Origin of the sequence: Sphingomonas sp. TZW2008, from assembly GCF_002117915.1 — a bacterium.
Taxonomy (GTDB): domain Bacteria; phylum Pseudomonadota; class Alphaproteobacteria; order Sphingomonadales; family Sphingomonadaceae; genus Sphingomonas.
Map to the genome: position 1 here is coordinate 105,439 of NZ_BDJB01000014.1, position 17,895 is coordinate 123,333.

Sequence of the window (17,895 nt, forward strand, 5' to 3'; positions counted from 1 at the left end):
GGGGGCCATCAGTGATCGACATTCGCTCGCGTGACGCAAGCGATCAGCCGCAGCCGACCGAGGCCGAAGCGCCCGTCGCCCTGGCGGAGCATTTCGCCTTCGACGAGGAGCCGATCGAGGAAAATGGCGGCTACGTCGCGCCCTCCCCGCTGCGCAATATCGGGCCGATCGCGCTGGTTGCGGTGTCGGTGGCGTGGGTCGCCGGGCTGATCTGGCTGGCGCGCGGGCAGTTCGCGGCGATGCCGGCTTTGGCGGTGGCGCAATTCGCCGCAGCGCTCGTGGCGGTACCCGTCCTTGCCGGCGTGGTGTGGTTGATCGCACTGCGGACGAGCCGGGCGGAGGCGATGCGCTTCGCCGCCACCGCGCGCGCGATGCGTGGCGAGGCCGCCGCGCTCGAACGGACGGTGGGTGCGCTTGCCGCCGCGCTGGAGGACAATCGCCAGCGGCTCGCGGAACAGGTGCAGCATTTGAGCACGATTGGCGACGCGGCCACCGCGCGGCTGTCGGCGATCGGTCGCGGCCTGTCGGAAGAAATCGACCAGGCCGACGTTCACGCGCGCTCGCTCGCCGAGGCGGCGGGTAATGCGCAGAACAACCTGTCAGTGCTCCTCGCCACGATGCCGCGCGCGCAGGCCGAGGCCGACGCGATGGCGGGCAAGATCGAACGCGCCGGGCTGGCCGCAGGCGAGCAGGTGGCGGCGCTGGACGCACAGATCGTCGCACTCGCCGATCGCGGGCGCGAGGCGGAAGCGGTGGCTGGCGGGGCGGCACAGAAGCTCGCGGCGCATATCGCACGGATGGAGGCAACCAGCGAGACGGCAGGCGTTCGGTTAGAGGCCGTCACGGCGGAGATGACGGGCGCGGTCGACGCGTTGCTGTCGCGTACCGCCGATGCGGTCGACGAATCGCGCAAGGGGATCGCCGCGCAGGGCGACGCGATGCTCGCGATGGTCGGCGCGAATCAGGCCGCGCTCGACGCCGCAGCGCGCGAGAGTGCCGAATCGCTCGCAGAGCGGATCGGCGTGATCGAAATCGTCATCGACCGCATCACCGCGCGACTCGCTGCACAGCGGTCGAATGCCGACGGGCTGGTCGGCGACCTCGAAGTGGGCATCGCGCGCGTCGGCGGCGAGCTCGATGAGCTACACCGCCTGGGTGTCGAGCGCTCGCAGCATCTCGCCGCGTCGATCAGCGCGCTCGGCGGCTCGGCGAGCGCGATGACCGAGGCGCTCGTCGCCGGGGACACGATGGCAACCAAGGCGATCGCTACAACCGAATCGCTGCTGCTCGCGCTCGACGCGGCGGCGCGCGAGATCGACGAAACGCTGCCGGCCGCGGTCGACCGTCTCGACGCGCGAGTGATGGCGGCCAAGGCGGTGGTCGTCGCCGCGAAGCCAGAGCTGCTCGCGCTCGTCACCGCCGCGGAGAGCACGCACAGCGCGATCGAGGCGGTCGCGCAGGTGGTGGCGGACCAGCGCAACAACGTCGACACGTTGAGCGGCACGCTGCTCGAGACGCTGTCGACCGGCCGCGCCAAGGCGGATGCGATGGGGCAGATGGTCGACGATGCCGCCGACCGAGCGAACCGCTTCGCCGAAGAAGCCGCGCCGCGCCTGCTGGAGGCGCTGCTGCGCGTGCGCGACACCGCGACGCAGGCGGCAGATCACGCGCGCGAGGTGCTGGCGCGCGTCATCCCAGAAGCGGCAGAGGCGCTGGAGAAATCGGGCGCGGCGGCGCTGCGGCGGGCGGTCGACGCCGGGCTCGACGGGCAGATCGCGCAGATCGCCGTCAGCGCGGAGACGGCGGTAGAGGCCGCCAACCGCGCCGCGCTGCGGCTCGACGAGCAGATCAAGGCGATCGACGCGGCGGCAGCATCGGTCGATACGCGACTGGAGGTGGCGCGCGCCGAACAGGAGGAAGCGAGTCAGGAGAGCTTCGCCCGCCGCGCGTCGCTGCTGATCGAGGCGCTCAATTCGGCCGCGATCGACATCACGCGCAGCTTCGCGCCAGATGTCGCCGACAGTGCCTGGGCAGCGTATCTGAAGGGCGACCGCGGCGTGTTTACGCGGCGCGCGGTGCGGCTGCTCGACGGCGTCGAGCAGCGAGAGATCGCGCGCCTGTACGACGACGATCTCGGCTTCCGCGACCAAGTGAACCGCTACATCCACGATTTCGAGGCGATGTTGCGGACGATCCTGACGCAGCGCGACGGCTCGCCACTCGGCGTCACGTTGCTGTCGTCTGACATGGGTAAATTGTACGTCGCGCTGGCGCAGGCGATCGAGCGGCTGCGCTAGCGGCGCCGCGGGCCGCAGGCAGCGCCGCCTGCCGCCCGCGATGCCTTAGTATTTGGTGAGGTCGACCATCGCCGGCGTGATCCAGTCGAACACGTAATTGGCGTAGAACAGGCCGAACAAGATCGTCGCGACGATCGTCACGCGCACGATCAGCCGCCTCAGCGAGAATTCATGCGGCGCGCTATCCGCCTGACCGCGGATCCGATCGCCGCCAGCCTCTTCCGTGGTGCGGACGCCGAAGGGCAGCACAAGGAAGACGCTGAACGACCAGAACAGGATGTAGATCGCGAGCGCGGACGACCAGCGCATGGTGCGTCACACCTCGATCATCAGGACGTCGACGACCGGCTTCTTGCCGGTCCAGCGCGTGGCGCAGCGGCGCACCGCGAGGCGCACGTCTTCGCGCACGCGATTGCGATCGCGATTGCGGCCGCGTGCCGCCTCCGCCGCCGCATCCTCCGCCTCGGCGATGAATGCGTCGCGCTCCTCCTCCACAGGGATGCCCTGCAGCCGCACCTGCGGCGTGCCGGCAAGCCGGCCGTCCTGCGCCAGTGCGAACGCAACCGAGATCTGGCCATTGACGCCGAGGCGGCGACGCTCGTTGATCGTCCCGCCGTCCGCCGGCAGGATCACGTCACCGTCAAGGACTAGGCGGCCGACGGGCGCGTGGCCGATCTTGGCCGGATCACCGGGCGCAAGACGCACCAGATCGCCGTCGGTCTGCACCAGCGTGCGCGGAATGCCGCGCGCAAGGCCAAAGCGCGCCTGCTCCATCAGATGCCGCATCTCGCCGTGGACGGGCACGAGGACACGGGGCCGCAGCCAGCCGTAGAGCTGCTCGAGCTCGGGCCGGCCTGGGTGGCCCGACACGTGGACGTGCGCCTGCTTCTCCGTGACCATCGCGACGCCGCGACCGGCGAGGATGTTCTGGATACGACCGATCGCCACCTCGTTGCCGGGAATCTGCTTCGACGAGAAGACGACGGTATCGCCCGCGTCGAGCTTGATCGGATGCTGGCCCTCCGCGACACGGGCGAGCGCCGCGCGCGGCTCGCCCTGCCCGCCCGTGGCGACGATCAGCACCTTGTCGCGCGGCAGCCGCATCGCCTCTTCGGGCGATACCGTATCGGGAAAATCGCGCAGATAGCCGCAGCTGCGCGCGACCTTGATGATACGATCGAGCGAGCGGCCGGTGACGCATAGGGTGCGCCCAGTCTCGCGCGCCACTTCGCCCAGCGTGTGCAGCCGCGCGGCGTTGGAGGCGAAGGTGGTGACGAGCACGCGCCCCTTCGCTTTGCCGATCGTCTCCATCAGCCCGCCGCGCACGTCGCTCTCGGAACCGGACGCGGTGTCGTTGAACACGTTGGTCGAATCGCACACCAGCACGTCGATCCCGCGATCGCCGATCGCCTTAAGCTCTTCGGCGCGCGCCGGCTTCCCGATCACCGGATCGGGATCGAGCTTCCAGTCGCCGGTGTGAAACACACGGCCCTGCGGTGTGTCGATGAGGAGCGCGTTCGCCTCAGGGATCGAGTGCGACATCGGCACGAACTCGAACCCGAACGGGCCGACGCGGAATGACTTACCCGGTTCGATCACGCGCAGGTCGATCCGGTCGGCGATCCGCTCCTCCTCCAGCTTGTGGCGGATGAGCCCGGCGGTGAACGGCGTCGCGTAGATCGGCACACCGAGATCGTCGGCCAGATACGGCAGCGCGCCGATATGATCCTCATGCCCGTGCGTAATGACGATGCCGTCGAGCGTGTCGAGCCGCTCCTCGATGAAGGCAAGGTCGGGCAGTACCAGATCGATGCCGGGATATTGGTGATCGGCAAAGGTGACGCCGCAATCGACCATCACCCAGCGGCCCTGCGCGCCATAGAGGTTCACGTTCATGCCGATCTCGCCCGAGCCGCCGAGGGCGCAGAAGAGAAGTTCGTCGTTCTTGGAAATCGTATTCGTCCTTCAGCAACACCGCCGCAATGTGGCGGCGGTGCGGGCGCCGGGGCGCCTCATGATCAAGGCTTCGTTATCTGGGGGAAGCCCGTGCCCCAATCTCGTCGCCAAGCCGGTTGGCCGGGCGGTCAGTCCGCCGCGTCGCGAACGGTCGTTGCTACGCGCCAGCCAGGGCGTCTCGCAGCAACGGTTCGGCGGATGCGGCGGTGAAATCTTTCACCCGATGATATGGGCGCGCTCGGCCATGATCGCCAGCCCCTGGATCGTCAGATCGGGCTCGATCGCGTCGAATACCCCCGTGTGCTGCTCGAACAGCGTGGCGAGGCCGCCGGTGGCGATCACCTTGGCCGGACGCCCGATCTCCGCCTTCATCCGCGCGACCAGCCCCTCGATCATCGCGAGATAACCCCAGTAGATGCCGATGTTCATCTGATCCACGGTGTTGCGGCCAATCACGGACAGGTTGTTCTTAGGCGCCTCGATCGCGATGCGCGGCAGCTTGGCCGCGGCGTTGACCAGCGCGTCGAGCGACAGGTTGATGCCCGGCGCGATGATTCCGCCCTTGTAGGCGCCGTTGAAGTCAGACACGTCGAGCGTCGTCGCGGTGCCGAAATCGATCACGATCAGGTCGCCGGCGTGCAGCGCGTGCGCCGCGATCGTGTTCACCGCCCGATCCGCGCCGAGGTTCTGCGGCTCGTCGACGTCGAGCGCGACGCCCCATTCGAGCGGCGCGCGCCCCGCGACCAGTGCGTCGGAACCGAAGTATTTGGACGAGAGCACCTGCAGATTGTGCAGCGCGCGCGGAACGACGGTGGAGACGACCACCGCGTCGACATCGCTGCGCTGATACCCTTCGAGCGCGAGCAGCTGGCTCAGCCACACGGCATACTCATCCGCGGTGCGGCGCGGATCGGTGGCGATGCGCCAGCGCGTCTTGATCTCGCGCCCGTCGACGAGCGCGAAGACGATGTTGGTGTTCCCCGCATCGACCGCGAGCAGCATGATCTTCCCCCCTAAACCACGAACACGTCGGCGGCGTGGATGACACGGACCGCGCCATCCGCCAAGCGCAGCCGCAGTGCGCCGTCATCCGCTAGGCCAACGAACGCGCCCGCCAAAGATGATCCGTCCGACAGATTGGCGACGAGCGGCGTGCCGAGGGGATGTGCCTGCCCCTCCCAGCGCGCGATGACGGGCGCGAGCCCGTCGCGGCGCCAGATGCCGAGCCAGCGCGCAAAATCGCTGACAAGGTGATCGAAGAGCTCGGCCGCCGAGTGCACCCACAAGCGACCGGCGAGGCTCGCGGTCTGGCGCCCCTCGATCGTGGGGTGCGTCGCGAGATTGACGCCGAAGCCGGCAATCACCGCGTCGCCGCTGCGCTCGAGGAGAATGCCGGCAAGCTTTGCGCCGTCAAGCAGCAGATCGTTGGGCCATTTGATCGTCACCGCGGGGCAGCCGAGCGTCCCGATCGTCTCGGCGAGCGCCACCGCGCAGACGAGCGCGAGTGACGCTGCAGGGGGATCCGTCGGCACGATCCGGATCAGCGTGCTGGCATAGAGGTTGCCGCCCAGCGATTCCCATGCACGACCTTGACGCCCGCGGCCCGCCGTCTGCCGCTCGGCGCGCAGCCAGCTGCCTTCGTGCGCGCCATCGGCGGCGAGCGCGAGGAGGTCGGCGTTGGTCGAGCCGGTCTCCGCGACCGTCAGGATCGCCGGCAGCGCCGGTCCGCTCAGAACAGCGCCTGCGCTGCCGCCATCGTCCAGCTACCGAGCAGCGGAATGGCGAGATAGCCGAGCGGCGATACTGCGACCGCGGCCACCGCGATCAGCCCGCCCTCCAGCCGATCACCCGTGCCGAACGCCGCAGCCGGCTCATCAAAGTACATCGTCTTGACGACGCGCAGATAATAATAGGCGCCGATCGTGCTCGCCGCGATGCCGACGACGGCGAGCGGGAACAGCCCGGCGCGCACCGCGGCATCGAACACCGCGAACTTCGCCCAGAACCCGAACAGCGGCGGGATGCCGGCAAGGCTGAACATGAAGATCGCCAGCGCAGCGGCCAGGCCCGGGCGGCTGCGCGACAGGCCGGAGAGCGAGGCGATCGTCTCGATCGGCTGCCCCGCCTCGTCGCGCATCTGCAGCACGACGAGGAACGCGCCGAGCGTCGTCGCGATGTAGATCGCCATGTACGTCAGCACCGACGCGACACCCTCGGGCGTTGCCGCTGCGAGGCCGATCAGCGCGAAACCGACGTTGTTGATCGACGAATAGGCGAGCAGGCGCTTGATGTTGCTCTGCCCGATCGCGGCAACCGCGCCGAGGATGATCGACGCGAGCGCGGCGAAGATCACGATCTGGCGCCACTGGTCCGCCGCCGGGCCCATCGCCTCGATCGCGACGCGTGCCGCAAGCCCCATCGCGGCTACCTTCGGCGCGGAGGCGAAGAACGCGGTCACCGGCGTCGGCGCGCCTTCGTAGACGTCGGGCGTCCACATGTGGAACGGCACCGCGCTGATCTTGAAGGCGATGCCGGCGAAGACAAAGACGAGCCCGAACATGAGGCCGATCGACTTCGCGTCGCCCGTCAGCGTTGCCGCGCCATACGCGCCAGCAATCTCGCCGAACATCGTCGAGCCGGTGAAGCCGTAAACAAGGCTGATGCCGTAGAGGAGGATGCCGCTGGCAAGCGCGCCGAGCACGAAATACTTTAGGCCAGCCTCCGCTGAACGCGCGTCCTGCCGCATGAAGCTGGCGAGTACATAGGCGGCGAGGCTCTGCAGCTCGAGACCGATGTAGAGCGTCAGCAGATCGCCGGCGGAGACCATGATCCCCATGCCAATCGCCGACAGCAGGATCAGCACGGGATATTCGGGCCGCAGGTCGTCACCCGCGGTGCGCTCGAAGAAGCTCGGCGCAAGGACGATCGCGATCGCCGAGGCGATGTAGATCAGCACCTTGCCGAAGCCGGCGAAGGCATCCGCACGGTACATGCCGTCGAACGCCGCGCCGCCGCCCGTCGCGGGCCCGATCAGCGCGAGGCACGCGCCGCCAAGTACCGCAACCGCCGTCCACGAGATCGCTCGCGTCGCCGTGGCAGGCGCCCAAGCCGACACCATCATCAGCGCCAGCGCACCGAGCGCCAGCACGACTTCGGGAAGGGTCATCGCGACCTGCGATGCATAGTCCATCAGTGCGCCTTTCCGGGGGCGGTGGCGTGCGCGGCGCCTTCTGCATGCGCGGCGGGAACGATGCCGGTGCCGGGTGTCGGGCGCGAGTCACCGGCGGGCTGTGCGCGCTCGATCCGCGCGAGCAGTCGCGCGGTGTCAGCGCGCATCGGCGCGAGGAAGCTTTCGGGATAGACGCCCATCCACAGCACCGCGGCGGCGATCGGTGCGAGCAGCCAGAGTTCACGGCGCGACAGATCGGGCATCGCGCGCACCTCTTCCGACTTGATCTCGCCAAACACCACGCGGCGGTACAGATAGAGCATGTACGCCGCGCCGAGGATAATGCCGGTGGTGCACAGCAGCGCGATCGTCGTCGACACCTTGTACGTGCCCATCAACGCCAGCAGCTCGCCGACGAAGTTGCTCGTCCCTGGCAGGCCGATCGACGCCATCGTGAAGAGCAGGAAGAAGACGGCGTAGCGCGGCATGTTGCTGGCAAGCCCGCCGTAGCGCGCGATCTCGCGAGTGTGTAGGCGATCGTAGATCACGCCGACGCACAGGAACAGCGCGCCAGAGACGAGCCCGTGCCCGAGCATCACCATCATCGCGCCCTCGATCCCCTGCGCGTTGAACGCGAACAGGCCGATCGTGACGATCGCCATGTGCGCGACCGACGAATAGGCGATCAGCTTCTTCATGTCCGACTGCACCAGCGCGACGAGGCTGGTGTAGATCACCGCCACCGCCGACAGCGCGAAGACGAGCCAGACGAGCTGCGACGACGCCTCCGGGAACATCGGCAGGCTGAAGCGCAGGAAGCCGTAGCCGCCGAGCTTCAGCAGCACGCCCGCCAGGATCACCGATCCCGCCGTCGGCGCCTGGACGTGCGCATCGGGCAACCAAGTGTGGACCGGCCACATCGGCATCTTCACCGCGAAGGAGGCGAAGAAGGCGAGCCACAGCCAGGTCTGCACGTCCGGCGGGAAATCATACGCCATCAGCGCCGGGATCGACGTCGTGTCCGCAGTGATGCTCATGTAGAGCATCGCGATGAACATCAGCAGCGAGCCGAGCAGCGTGTACAGGAAGAACTTGTACGACGCGTAGATGCGGTTCGCACCGCCCCAGATACCGATGATGAGGAACATCGGGATCAGGCCGGCTTCGAAGAAGATGTAGAACAGGAAGATATCCTGCGCCGCGAAGGTGCCGATCATCAGCACTTCGGTGAGCAGGAACGCCGCCATGTATTCGGGCACGCGTTTTTCGATCGCGTCCCACGATGCGCCAATGCAGATCGGCATCAGGAACACGCTGAGCGCAATCAGCAGCAGCGCATAGCCGTCGATGCCAAGCGCCCAGGCGAAGCGGCCGAACAGCGGCGCATATTCGACGAACTGCCACTGCGCGCCGCCGACGTCGAAGCTGAGCCACAGGATGACGCCGAGCGCCAGATCGGCGAGCGTCGCCGCCAGCGCGAGCCAGCGCGCGCTCTGTGCCGACAGGAAGAGGCAGGCGACCGCGGCGAGCGCCGGGATTGCGAGCATCAGCGAGAGGATGGGAAAACCGGTCACTTCGCCCCCAGCAGGCCGTTCGGGCCGCGCGCCGATGCGCCACGCCCTTCCCCGAACAGCGGGGCGATGAGATCAAGCGTTGCGGCGCGAGCGGCCGAAACGCGCGTGGTGGTGTCCGCGCGGATCATCCTGCGATCACCCAGGTCGCCGCGGCGGTGAGCCCGATCAGCATGACGAAGGCGTAGGTGTAGACGTAGCCTGTCTGCACCCGGCCGGCGACCCGGCTGGTCACCTGCGTCACCCAGGCCGCGCCGTTCGGGCCGAAGCGGTCGATCGTGCCCTCGTCGCCCTTGTGCCACAGCAGGCGGCCGATCGCGAATGCCGGCCGGACGAACAGCAGGTTGTACAGCTCGTCGAAATACCATTTGTGCGCGATGAAATCGTACAGCGCGTCGAACGTCGTCGTGAAGCGACGCGGCCAATCGGTACGACGGATATAGGCCATCCACGCGCCGAACAGACCGATCAGCATGACGATCGTCGCGGCGAGCTTCACCAGCAGCGGCACGGCGTGCATCTCGTGCATCAGATGTTCGTTGAACGCGAGGCTGCCGCGCCAGAACCGCTCGCCCGCCTCGGGCTCGATGAACCAGCCATGGAACACATAGCCGGCGAACACGGCGCCAAGCGACAGCACGATGAGCGGCACCAGCATCGACACCGGGCTCTCGTGCGGATGGTAGCCCGCGGTGCCCGTCGGCACGGACTCTATGTCGCGGCCGTGGGCGTGCGGCGCATGGCCGGCGTCCTCCGCGGCGGGATCATCATGCCCGTGCGCCTCGTGACCGTGCGCATCGTGGCCATGCGCGTCGGGGCCGTGACCATGCGCGTCGTGGACAGCGTGCTGGATATGCTCGGACCCGGCCCAACGCGGTGCGCCCCAGAAGGTGAGGAACATCAGACGCCACGAATAGAAGCTCGTCAGTAGCGCGGCGATCGTGCCGACCCAGAACGCGCCCTGCCCGCGCCCCGACGCCCAGGCGACCTCGAGGATCGCGTCCTTCGAATGGTAGCCGGCGAAACCGCCGACGCCGTAGATGCCGACGCCGGTGATCGCCAACGTACCGAGCAGCATCGCCCAGAAGGTGATCGGGATATGCCGGCGCAGGCCGCCGTAGAAACGCATGTCCTGCTCGTGATGCATCGCGTGGATCACCGAGCCCGCGCCGAGGAACAGCAGCGCCTTGAAGAAGGCGTGCGTGAACAGGTGGAACATCGCCGCGCCATAGGCGCCGACGCCCGCGGCGAAGAACATGTAGCCGAGCTGCGAGCACGTCGAATAGGCGATCACGCGCTTGATGTCGGTCTGCGTCGTGCCGATCGTCGCGGCGAAGATACACGTTGCGGCACCGATCGCAGTGACGACGTGGAGCGCAGTCTGCGAAGTTTCGAACATCGGCGATAGGCGGCAGACCATGAATACGCCCGCGGTGACCATCGTCGCGGCGTGGATCAGCGCCGACACCGGGGTCGGGCCTTCCATCGCGTCGGGCAGCCAGGTGTGCAGGCCAAGCTGCGCCGACTTGCCCATCGCGCCGACGAACAGGAGCAGGCAGAGCACCGTCATCGTATCGAAGCGGTAGCCGAGGAAGCCGATCGTCGATCCAGCCATGCCGGGCGCAGCCTCAAGGATCGCGGGGATCGAGACCGTGTCGAACACGAGATAGGTGCCGAAGATGCCGAGCATGAAGCCCAGGTCACCGACGCGATTGACGACGAACGCCTTGATCGCGGCGGCGCTGGCGCTCGGCTTCTTGAACCAGAAACCGATCAGCAGGTAGCTAGCGAGACCGACGCCTTCCCAGCCGAAGAACATCTGGATGAGGTTGTCCGCCGTCACCAGCATCAGCATCGCAAAGGTGAACAGCGACAGATAGGCGAAGAACCGTGGCTGATCCGGATCCTCCTCCATATACCCCCAGCTGTAGAGGTGAACGAGCGCCGAGACGCTGGTGATGACCACCAGCATGACGCTGGTCAGCGCATCGACGCGCAGCGCCCACGACACGTCGAAGCTGCCCGAGGTGATGAAGTGGAGCACCGGCGTGACGGAGGCCGAGAGGCTGCCCGTCATGAAGCCGATGAAGATCGGCCACGACAGCGCGCACGCGATGAACAACGCGGCGGTCGTCACACCCTTCGCAGCGACGTTGCCGATCGCACGATTGCCGAGCCCGGCAATCGCCGCCGCGAGCAGCGGCAGGAAGACGATGAAGAGGATCGAGGTCACGGGTCGTTCAGCCCTTCATCCGGCTGGGATCGTCGACCGAGATCGAGCCCCGACCGCGGAAGAAGATGACGAGAATGGCGAGCCCGATCGCCGCCTCACCGGCAGCGACGGTCAGCACGAACATCGCGAAAACTTGCCCGACGAGATCGTTCAACGCCGCCGAGAAGGCGACGAGATTGATGTTCACCGCGAGCAGGATCAGCTCGATCGCCATCAGGATGACGATGATGTTCTTGCGGTTGAGGAAGATCCCCAGCACGCCCATCGTGAACAGCAGTGCCGCCACGACGAGATAGTGGATCAGGCCGATCGCCCCGGTCACAGCTGCACCCCCTGCCCGATTTCCGGCCGCATGTTGCGTGTCGCATCCTGCGGGCGGCGTGCGATCTGCGCGGCGATGTTCTGCGGGCGCACGCCGTGTCGCTGGCGGTGCGTCAGGACGATCGCGCCGATCATCGCGACGAGCAGCACGAGCCCCGCGCCCTCGAACACGAACAGGTAGCGCGTGTAGAGGAGGTTGCCGATCGCCTGGATGTTGGGCAGCGTCGCGTCGGTCGGCGCCGCACGCCGCGCGAGATCGACCCCGCCCGCGCTCCATGCGCCGACGCCAATCAGGATCTCGCACACCAGCGCCACCGCGAGCACCAGCCCCAGCCCGAAATACCGCACGAAACCAGCGCGTAGCTCAGCGAAGTCGATATCGAGCATCATGACGACGAAGAGGAACAGCACCGCGACCGCCCCGACGTAGACGATGACGAGAAGCATCGCGATGAACTCAGCGCCCACCAGCACCATAAGCCCGGCGGCGTTGAAGAACGCCAGGATCAGCCACAGCACGCTGTGCACCGGGTTGCGCGAGCCGATCGTCATCGCGCCCGACACGAGCACGACGACGGCGAAGAGATAGAAGGCGATGGCCTGGATCATGCCATCACCACGGGGGTGCGGTGAATCATCGCGCGTCGCCTACCGATATGCCGCGTCGGCGGCAATGTTCGCCGCGAGCGCCCGCTCCCAGCGGTCGCCGTTGTCGAGCAGCTTGGCCTTGTCGTAGATCAGTTCTTCGCGCGTTTCGGTCGAATAATCGAGGTTCGGCCCCTCGACGATCGCGTCGACCGGGCAGGCTTCCTGGCACAGGCCGCAGAAGATGCACTTCGTCATGTCGATGTCGTAGCGCGTCGTGCGGCGGCTGCCGTCGTCGCGCGGCTCGGCCTCGATCGTGATCGCCAGCGCCGGGCACACCGCCTCGCACAGCTTACACGCGATGCAGCGTTCCTCGCCGTTGGGATAGCGGCGCAGCGCGTGCTCGCCACGGAACCGCGGAGAGAGCGGGTTACGCTCGAACGGATAGTTGATCGTCGCCTTGGGCTTGAAGAAATACTTCAAGGTCAGCGCGTGCGCCTTCACGAACTCCCAGAGGGTGAAGGCCTTGATCGTCGAAGCGATACCCATATCAGATCCCAACCCGGTTCAGCATCAGCACGCCGGACACGAGGAACACCCAGAACAGCGACACCGGCAGGAACACCTTCCAGCCCAGCCGCATCAGCTGGTCGTAGCGATAGCGCGGCACCGTCGCCTTCACCCAACTGAACAGGAAGAAGAAGAACAGGATCTTGGCGAACAGCCAGATGATCCCCGGCACCCAGTAGAGCGGCGCCCAGTCAAGCGGCGGCAGGTAGCCGCCCCAGAACAGCGTCGCATTGAGCGTGCACATCAACAGCACGTTGGCGTATTCGCCCAGCCAGTAAAGCGCGAAGCTCATCGACGAATATTCGGTCTGATAACCCGCGACGAGTTCCGATTCCGCCTCGGTCAGATCGAACGGCGCGCGCTGCGTCTCGGCCAGCGAGGAGATGAAGAACATCACTGCCATCGGAAACAGCAGCGGGTTGAGGAAGAAGCCGTTGATCGGCGTGCCCAGCACGCTGCGCTGCGCCTCGACGATCCCGGTGAGGTTAAACGTGCCCGCCCACATGATGACCGAGATGAGCACGAAGCCGATCGCGACTTCGTAGCTGACCATCTGTGCCGCGGCGCGGATCGCCGAGAAGAACGGATATTTCGAGTTCGACGACCAGCCGGCGAGAATGATGCCGTAGACACCGAGCGACGAGGCGGCGAGAATGTAGAGCAGACCGACGTTGATGTCCGCCAGCACGACGCCGACGTCGAACGGCACCACCGCCCACACGATCAGCGCGACGGTAAAGGTGATGATTGGCGCGAGCAGGAACAGGCCGCGGTTTGCCGCGGTCGGCACGATCGTTTCCTGGAGGAAGACCTTAAGACCGTCGGCGAACGACTGCAGCAAACCGAACGGACCGACGACGTTGGGGCCGCGGCGCAGCGCCATCGCCGCCCAGATCTTGCGATCGGCGTAGATGATCATCGCCACCGCCAGCATCAGCGGCAGCGCGATGACGAGAATACCGATGATCGTGGCAAGGAACCACGCCCAGCCGTAGTCCATGCCGTAAGAAGTGAAGAACTGCGTCATGTTATTCCGCGGCCTCCGCGAAGGTCTCGCCGTGAACGAGTTCGGCCGAGCAGCGCTGCATCGTCGGCGAAGCGCGGCAGATCGCGTTGGTCAAGTAGAAGTCCTTGATCGGATAGCCGTCGAGCACGCCCTGCGCCGTGGCGGACAAGGCCGGAGGGTTCCACGCAAAGGTCACCAGACCTTCGTACGCAAGATCGGGACAGTCGAGCGCCATCGCAGCGCGCAGCTCGCCGAGCGTGTCGAACGGCAGCGGGCGGCCAAGTGTTTCGGACAGCGCGCGGAAGATCGTCCAGTCCTCGCGCGCGTCGCCCGGCGCGAACACCGCGCGGTTGCCGCGCTGGACGCGCCCTTCGAGGTTGACCCAGGTGCCCGACTTCTCGGCATAGGTCGAACCCGGCAGCACGACGTCGGCCGCCGCGGCACCCTTGTCGCCATGGTGGCCGACATACACCTTGAAGCCGGTGAAGCGCGCGAAATCGCATTCGTCGGCACCTAGGAAGAACGCGAGCTTCGCGTCGTAAAGCGCCGATATACCGGCCTTTTGCGCGTAGCCGAGCATCAGCCCGCCCATCCGGCTTGCGGCCATGTGGACGACGTTGAACCCGTTCCACCCATCCTTGACGAGGCCGAGCGTGTCGACGAGCGAGAGCGCCGCGCCGTGCGCACCCTTGAGCGCGCCGCCGCCGACGATCACCATCGGCCGCTCAGACTTGCCGAACGCCTCGGTCAGGGCGTCCGGCAGATCGCCGAGTACCGCGAGATCGTTGCCGAGCCAGGTCGCCTTGTAGGTAAGGTCGGTCTCCGGGCCGATCGCCCACACCTTCGCGCCGCGCTTGATTGCCTTGCGGATCCGCGTGTTGACGAGGCTCGCTTCCCAGCGGAGGTTGGTGCCGATCAGCAGGATCGCGTCGGCGCGCTCCACCCCGGCGATCGTGGTGTTGAAATTGACCGCGGCAAGGCTCGACGTGTCATAGTCCATGCCCGTCTGCCGCCCCTCGAGCAGCGACGAGCCCATATCGCGCAACAGCGCCTTGGCGGCGAACATCGTCTCGCAATCGACGAGATCGCCGGCCACGGCCGCGACGCTGTCGCCGGCTGCCTTGGCGACATCGGCAATCACTGCGAATGCCTCGTCCCACGTGGCGGGGACGAGCTTGCCGTCACGCCGCACATAGGGCCGATCGAGCCGCCGCCGGACGAGGCCGTCGACCGCGTGACGCGTTTTGTCGGTCGCCCACTCCTCGTTGACCTCGTCGTTCACCCGCGGGAGCGCGCGCAGCACCTGCCGCCCACGGCTGTCGAGCCGGATGTTGGTGCCGACCGCGTCCATCACGTCGATCGTCAGCGTCTTGTTCAGTTCCCACGGCCGCGCCTCGAAGGCGTAGGGCTTGCTCGTCAGCGCGCCGACCGGACACAAATCGACGACGTTGCCGCTCAGCTCGCTCGTCACCGCCTCTTCGAGGTAGGAGGTGATCTGCATGTTCTCGCCGCGATAGATCGCGCCGATTTCCTCGACGCCAGCGACTTCCTCGGCGAAGCGGACGCAGCGCGTGCACTGGATGCAGCGGGTCATGATCGTCTTGACGATCGGACCCATGTACTTCTCGGTGACGGCGCGCTTGTTCTCCTGGAAGCGGCTGTGGCCGCGCCCATAGGCCATCGCCTGATCCTGCAGGTCGCACTCGCCGCCCTGGTCGCAGATCGGGCAATCGAGCGGGTGATTGATCAGCAGGAATTCCATGATGCCCTCGCGGGCATGCTTGACCATCGGCGAGGTGGTGAAGACCTCCTGGTTGTCCGCCGCCGGCAGCGCGCACGACGCCTGCGGCTTGGGCGGCCCGGGCTTCACCTCGACCAGGCACATGCGGCAGTTGCCGGCGATCGACAGCCGCTCATGGTAACAGAAACGCGGGATCTCCTTGCCGGCGATCTCGCACGCCTGCAGCACGGTGGCGCCCTGCGGCACCTCCACTTCGATCCCGTCTACCTTCAGCTTGGGCATTATTCTGCAGCTTCCTGCATGGGGGCAAGGCCGCCGCCCTGACGTTCGATGATACGGCGCTCGAGCTCGGGGCGGAAATGCTTGATCAGGCCCTGGATCGGCCATGCCGCCGCGTCGCCGAGCGCGCAGATCGAATGGCCTTCGACCTGCTTGGTGACCTGTTGGAGCATGTCGATCTCGCCGATCTCGGCGTCGCCGGTGCGCAGCCGCTCCATCACGCGCCACATCCAGCCAGTGCCTTCGCGGCACGGCGTGCACTGGCCACAGCTTTCATGCTTGTAGAAATACGAGATGCGGCTGATCGCGCGGACGACGTCGGTCGACTTGTCCATGACGATGATCGCCGCGGTGCCAAGCCCGGAGCCGACCGCCTTCAGGCCGTCGAAGTCCATCGGCGCGTCCATGATGTCCTTCGCCGGTACCAGCGGCACCGACGAGCCGCCGGGGATCACCGCGAGCAGGTTGTCCCACCCGCCGCGGATGCCGCCGCAATGCTTTTCGATCAGCTCGCGGAACGGGATGCTCATCGCTTCCTCGACCACACACGGCTTTTCGACGTGCCCGCTGATCTGAAACAGTTTGGTGCCGCGGTTGTTCTCCGCACCGAAGCTCGCGAACCATTCCGCGCCGCGCCGCAGGATCGTCGGCGCGACCGCGATGCTCTCGACGTTGTTGACCGTCGTCGGGCAGCCGTAGAGGCCGGCGCCGGCCGGGAACGGCGGCTTCAAGCGCGGCTGGCCCTTCTTGCCCTCCAGGCTCTCGATCATCGCGGTCTCTTCGCCGCAGATGTACGCGCCGGCGCCACGGTGGACGAAGACGTCGAAGTCGTAGCCCGAGCCGCAGGCGTTCTTGCCGACGAGGCCCGCGTCATACGCCTCCTGCACGGCGGCAAACAGCGTCTCGGCTTCGCGAATATATTCGCCGCGGATGTAGATGTACGCGGCGCGCGCACGCATCGCGAAGCCGGCGACCAAAGCGCCCTCGATCAGCTTGTGCGGATCGTGGCGGATGATCTCGCGGTCCTTGCACGAACCAGGCTCGGATTCGTCGGCGTTGATGACCAGGAAGCTCGGCCGCTCGGGGCTCGGCGTCTTGGGCATGAACGACCATTTGGTACCGGTCGGGAAGCCAGCGCCGCCGCGACCGCGCAGGCCCGACGCTTTGGTCACGTCGATGATCTTGTCCTGCCCGAGATCGAGCAACGCCTTGGTATTGTCCCAATCGCCGCGACCGCGCGCGGCCTGCAGCGTCCACGGCTGATAGCCGTAGAGATTGGTGAAGATGCGGTCCTTGTCCGTCAGGGACGTGATGACGCTCATGCGCTCGCTCCCACGGCAGGCGTGTTCCATTCGGAACGGTAATCGTGATTCTCGCTCACCATCGCGGTCAGCGTCGTCGGCCCGCCGAGCGGCTCGACGGTGTGGCGGCCAGGCTCCTGCGTGCCTGTCTTGGGCTGCTCGCCGCGCGCCAGCGCGTCGAGGATCGCGACGGTGCGATCGTAGTCGAGATCCTCGTAATTGTCGTCGTTGATCTGGACCATCGGCGCCGAGGCGCAATTGCCCATGCACTCGACCTCGGTCAGCGTGAACAGGCCGTCGGGCGTCGTCTTGCCCTTGATCAGCCCCTTGTTCTTGCACGCCGCCAGCACGTCGTCCGATCCGCGCAGCATGCACGGCGTAGTGCCGCAGACCTGCACGTGGAAGCGGCCGACGGGGGCAAGATTGAACATCGTGTAGAAGGTCGCGACCTCATAGACGCGCATATACGGCACGCCGATTTCGCGCGCGACGAATTCAATCACCGGTACCGGCAACCAGCCCTGCGTCTGCGTTTCTGCGCCCACTTGCCGCTGCGCGAGATCGAGCAGCGGGATCGAGGCGGACTGCTCGCGCCCGGCCGGATAGCGCGCGAGGATCGCGTTGCGCTTGGTAATGCTTTCCTCGGACCACTGGAACCCGTTCCAGCGGGCACGGACCTCGGCCTCGTCGGGGATCTGGGGGGCGTCAGCCACGGTACGAACGGCTCCTGAGGAAGAAGGCGCAGCCGATCGAGACGGCGCCCAACAAGACAAAGGCGATCAGGCTCTGCCGGCCGCCCAGAACATCATTCACCGCGCTGATCATGATCAGCACCAGCCCCATGATCCAGCACGCCTTTGCCGGCC

The 17,895-nt window shown here is 66.8% G+C and carries 17 protein-coding genes; 1 reads left to right on the forward strand and 16 read right to left on the reverse strand.

Annotated features, from left to right (window positions below):
• Positions 1-11: 11 nt before the first annotated feature.
• Positions 12-2,297: a hypothetical protein gene (locus tag B7L05_RS14820; protein WP_256926778.1), complete on the forward strand. Its 2,286-nt coding sequence runs from the start codon at positions 12-14 to the stop codon at positions 2,295-2,297.
• A gap of 45 nt (positions 2,298-2,342) precedes the next feature.
• Here B7L05_RS14820 and B7L05_RS14825 read toward each other — a convergent pair whose 3' ends face one another.
• The 16 genes from B7L05_RS14825 to B7L05_RS17520 form a co-directional block, all read right to left on the reverse strand.
• Complete coding sequence (locus tag B7L05_RS14825) at positions 2,343-2,606, reverse strand: DUF1467 family protein (protein ID WP_085811053.1); 264 nt, start codon at positions 2,604-2,606, stop codon at positions 2,343-2,345.
• 6 nt (positions 2,607-2,612) lie between these two features.
• A complete protein-coding gene (locus tag B7L05_RS14830) occupies positions 2,613-4,250 on the reverse strand; it encodes a ribonuclease J (protein WP_179187242.1) in 1,638 nt (545 codons plus the stop codon).
• A 219-nt stretch (positions 4,251-4,469) separates the two neighbouring features.
• Entirely contained in the window at positions 4,470-5,255 is a 786-nt protein-coding gene (locus B7L05_RS14835) for a type III pantothenate kinase (protein ID WP_085811055.1), read from the reverse strand.
• Between the two features lie 11 nt (positions 5,256-5,266).
• Entirely contained in the window at positions 5,267-6,016 is a 750-nt protein-coding gene (locus tag B7L05_RS14840) for a biotin--[acetyl-CoA-carboxylase] ligase (protein WP_307718271.1), read from the reverse strand.
• Positions 5,983-7,443, reverse strand: a complete 1,461-nt coding sequence (gene nuoN / locus B7L05_RS14845; RefSeq protein WP_085811057.1) for an NADH-quinone oxidoreductase subunit NuoN — start codon at positions 7,441-7,443, stop codon at positions 5,983-5,985. Before nuoN ends, B7L05_RS14840 begins: the two co-directional genes overlap by 34 nt.
• Entirely contained in the window at positions 7,443-8,996 is a 1,554-nt protein-coding gene (locus tag B7L05_RS14850; RefSeq protein ID WP_085811058.1) for an NADH-quinone oxidoreductase subunit M, read from the reverse strand. The genes nuoN and B7L05_RS14850 overlap by 1 nt, the downstream gene beginning before the upstream one ends.
• A complete protein-coding gene (locus B7L05_RS17745) occupies positions 8,993-9,124 on the reverse strand; it encodes a hypothetical protein (RefSeq protein ID WP_256926779.1) in 132 nt (43 codons plus the stop codon). The genes B7L05_RS14850 and B7L05_RS17745 overlap by 4 nt, the downstream gene beginning before the upstream one ends.
• Positions 9,121-11,226: an NADH-quinone oxidoreductase subunit L gene (gene nuoL / locus B7L05_RS14855; RefSeq protein WP_085811059.1), complete on the reverse strand. Its 2,106-nt coding sequence runs from the start codon at positions 11,224-11,226 to the stop codon at positions 9,121-9,123. The genes B7L05_RS17745 and nuoL overlap by 4 nt, the downstream gene beginning before the upstream one ends.
• Positions 11,227-11,233: 7 nt before the next feature.
• A complete protein-coding gene (nuoK, locus tag B7L05_RS14860; protein WP_082746336.1) occupies positions 11,234-11,536 on the reverse strand; it encodes an NADH-quinone oxidoreductase subunit NuoK in 303 nt (100 codons plus the stop codon).
• Between the two features lie 8 nt (positions 11,537-11,544).
• Complete coding sequence (locus tag B7L05_RS14865; RefSeq protein WP_085811060.1) at positions 11,545-12,156, reverse strand: NADH-quinone oxidoreductase subunit J; 612 nt, start codon at positions 12,154-12,156, stop codon at positions 11,545-11,547.
• A gap of 39 nt (positions 12,157-12,195) precedes the next feature.
• Positions 12,196-12,681 (reverse strand): NADH-quinone oxidoreductase subunit NuoI, encoded by a 486-nt coding sequence (nuoI, locus tag B7L05_RS14870; protein ID WP_085811061.1) that lies wholly within the window; start codon positions 12,679-12,681, stop codon positions 12,196-12,198.
• 1 nt (position 12,682) lies between these two features.
• The gene (nuoH, locus tag B7L05_RS14875) at positions 12,683-13,729 is read right to left on the reverse strand and encodes an NADH-quinone oxidoreductase subunit NuoH (RefSeq protein ID WP_085811062.1); all 1,047 of its coding nucleotides are present in this window, start codon (positions 13,727-13,729) and stop codon (positions 12,683-12,685) included.
• Between the two features lies 1 nt (position 13,730).
• Entirely contained in the window at positions 13,731-15,731 is a 2,001-nt protein-coding gene (gene nuoG / locus B7L05_RS14880) for an NADH-quinone oxidoreductase subunit NuoG (RefSeq protein WP_085811063.1), read from the reverse strand.
• Positions 15,731-17,050 (reverse strand): NADH-quinone oxidoreductase subunit NuoF, encoded by a 1,320-nt coding sequence (gene nuoF / locus B7L05_RS14885; protein ID WP_085811064.1) that lies wholly within the window; start codon positions 17,048-17,050, stop codon positions 15,731-15,733. The genes nuoG and nuoF overlap by 1 nt, the downstream gene beginning before the upstream one ends.
• Positions 17,047-17,742: an NAD(P)H-dependent oxidoreductase subunit E gene (locus tag B7L05_RS14890; protein ID WP_085811065.1), complete on the reverse strand. Its 696-nt coding sequence runs from the start codon at positions 17,740-17,742 to the stop codon at positions 17,047-17,049. The genes nuoF and B7L05_RS14890 overlap by 4 nt, the downstream gene beginning before the upstream one ends.
• Positions 17,735-17,872: a hypothetical protein gene (locus B7L05_RS17520; RefSeq protein ID WP_179187235.1), complete on the reverse strand. Its 138-nt coding sequence runs from the start codon at positions 17,870-17,872 to the stop codon at positions 17,735-17,737. The genes B7L05_RS14890 and B7L05_RS17520 overlap by 8 nt, the downstream gene beginning before the upstream one ends.
• Between the last annotated feature and the right edge of the window lie 23 nt (positions 17,873-17,895).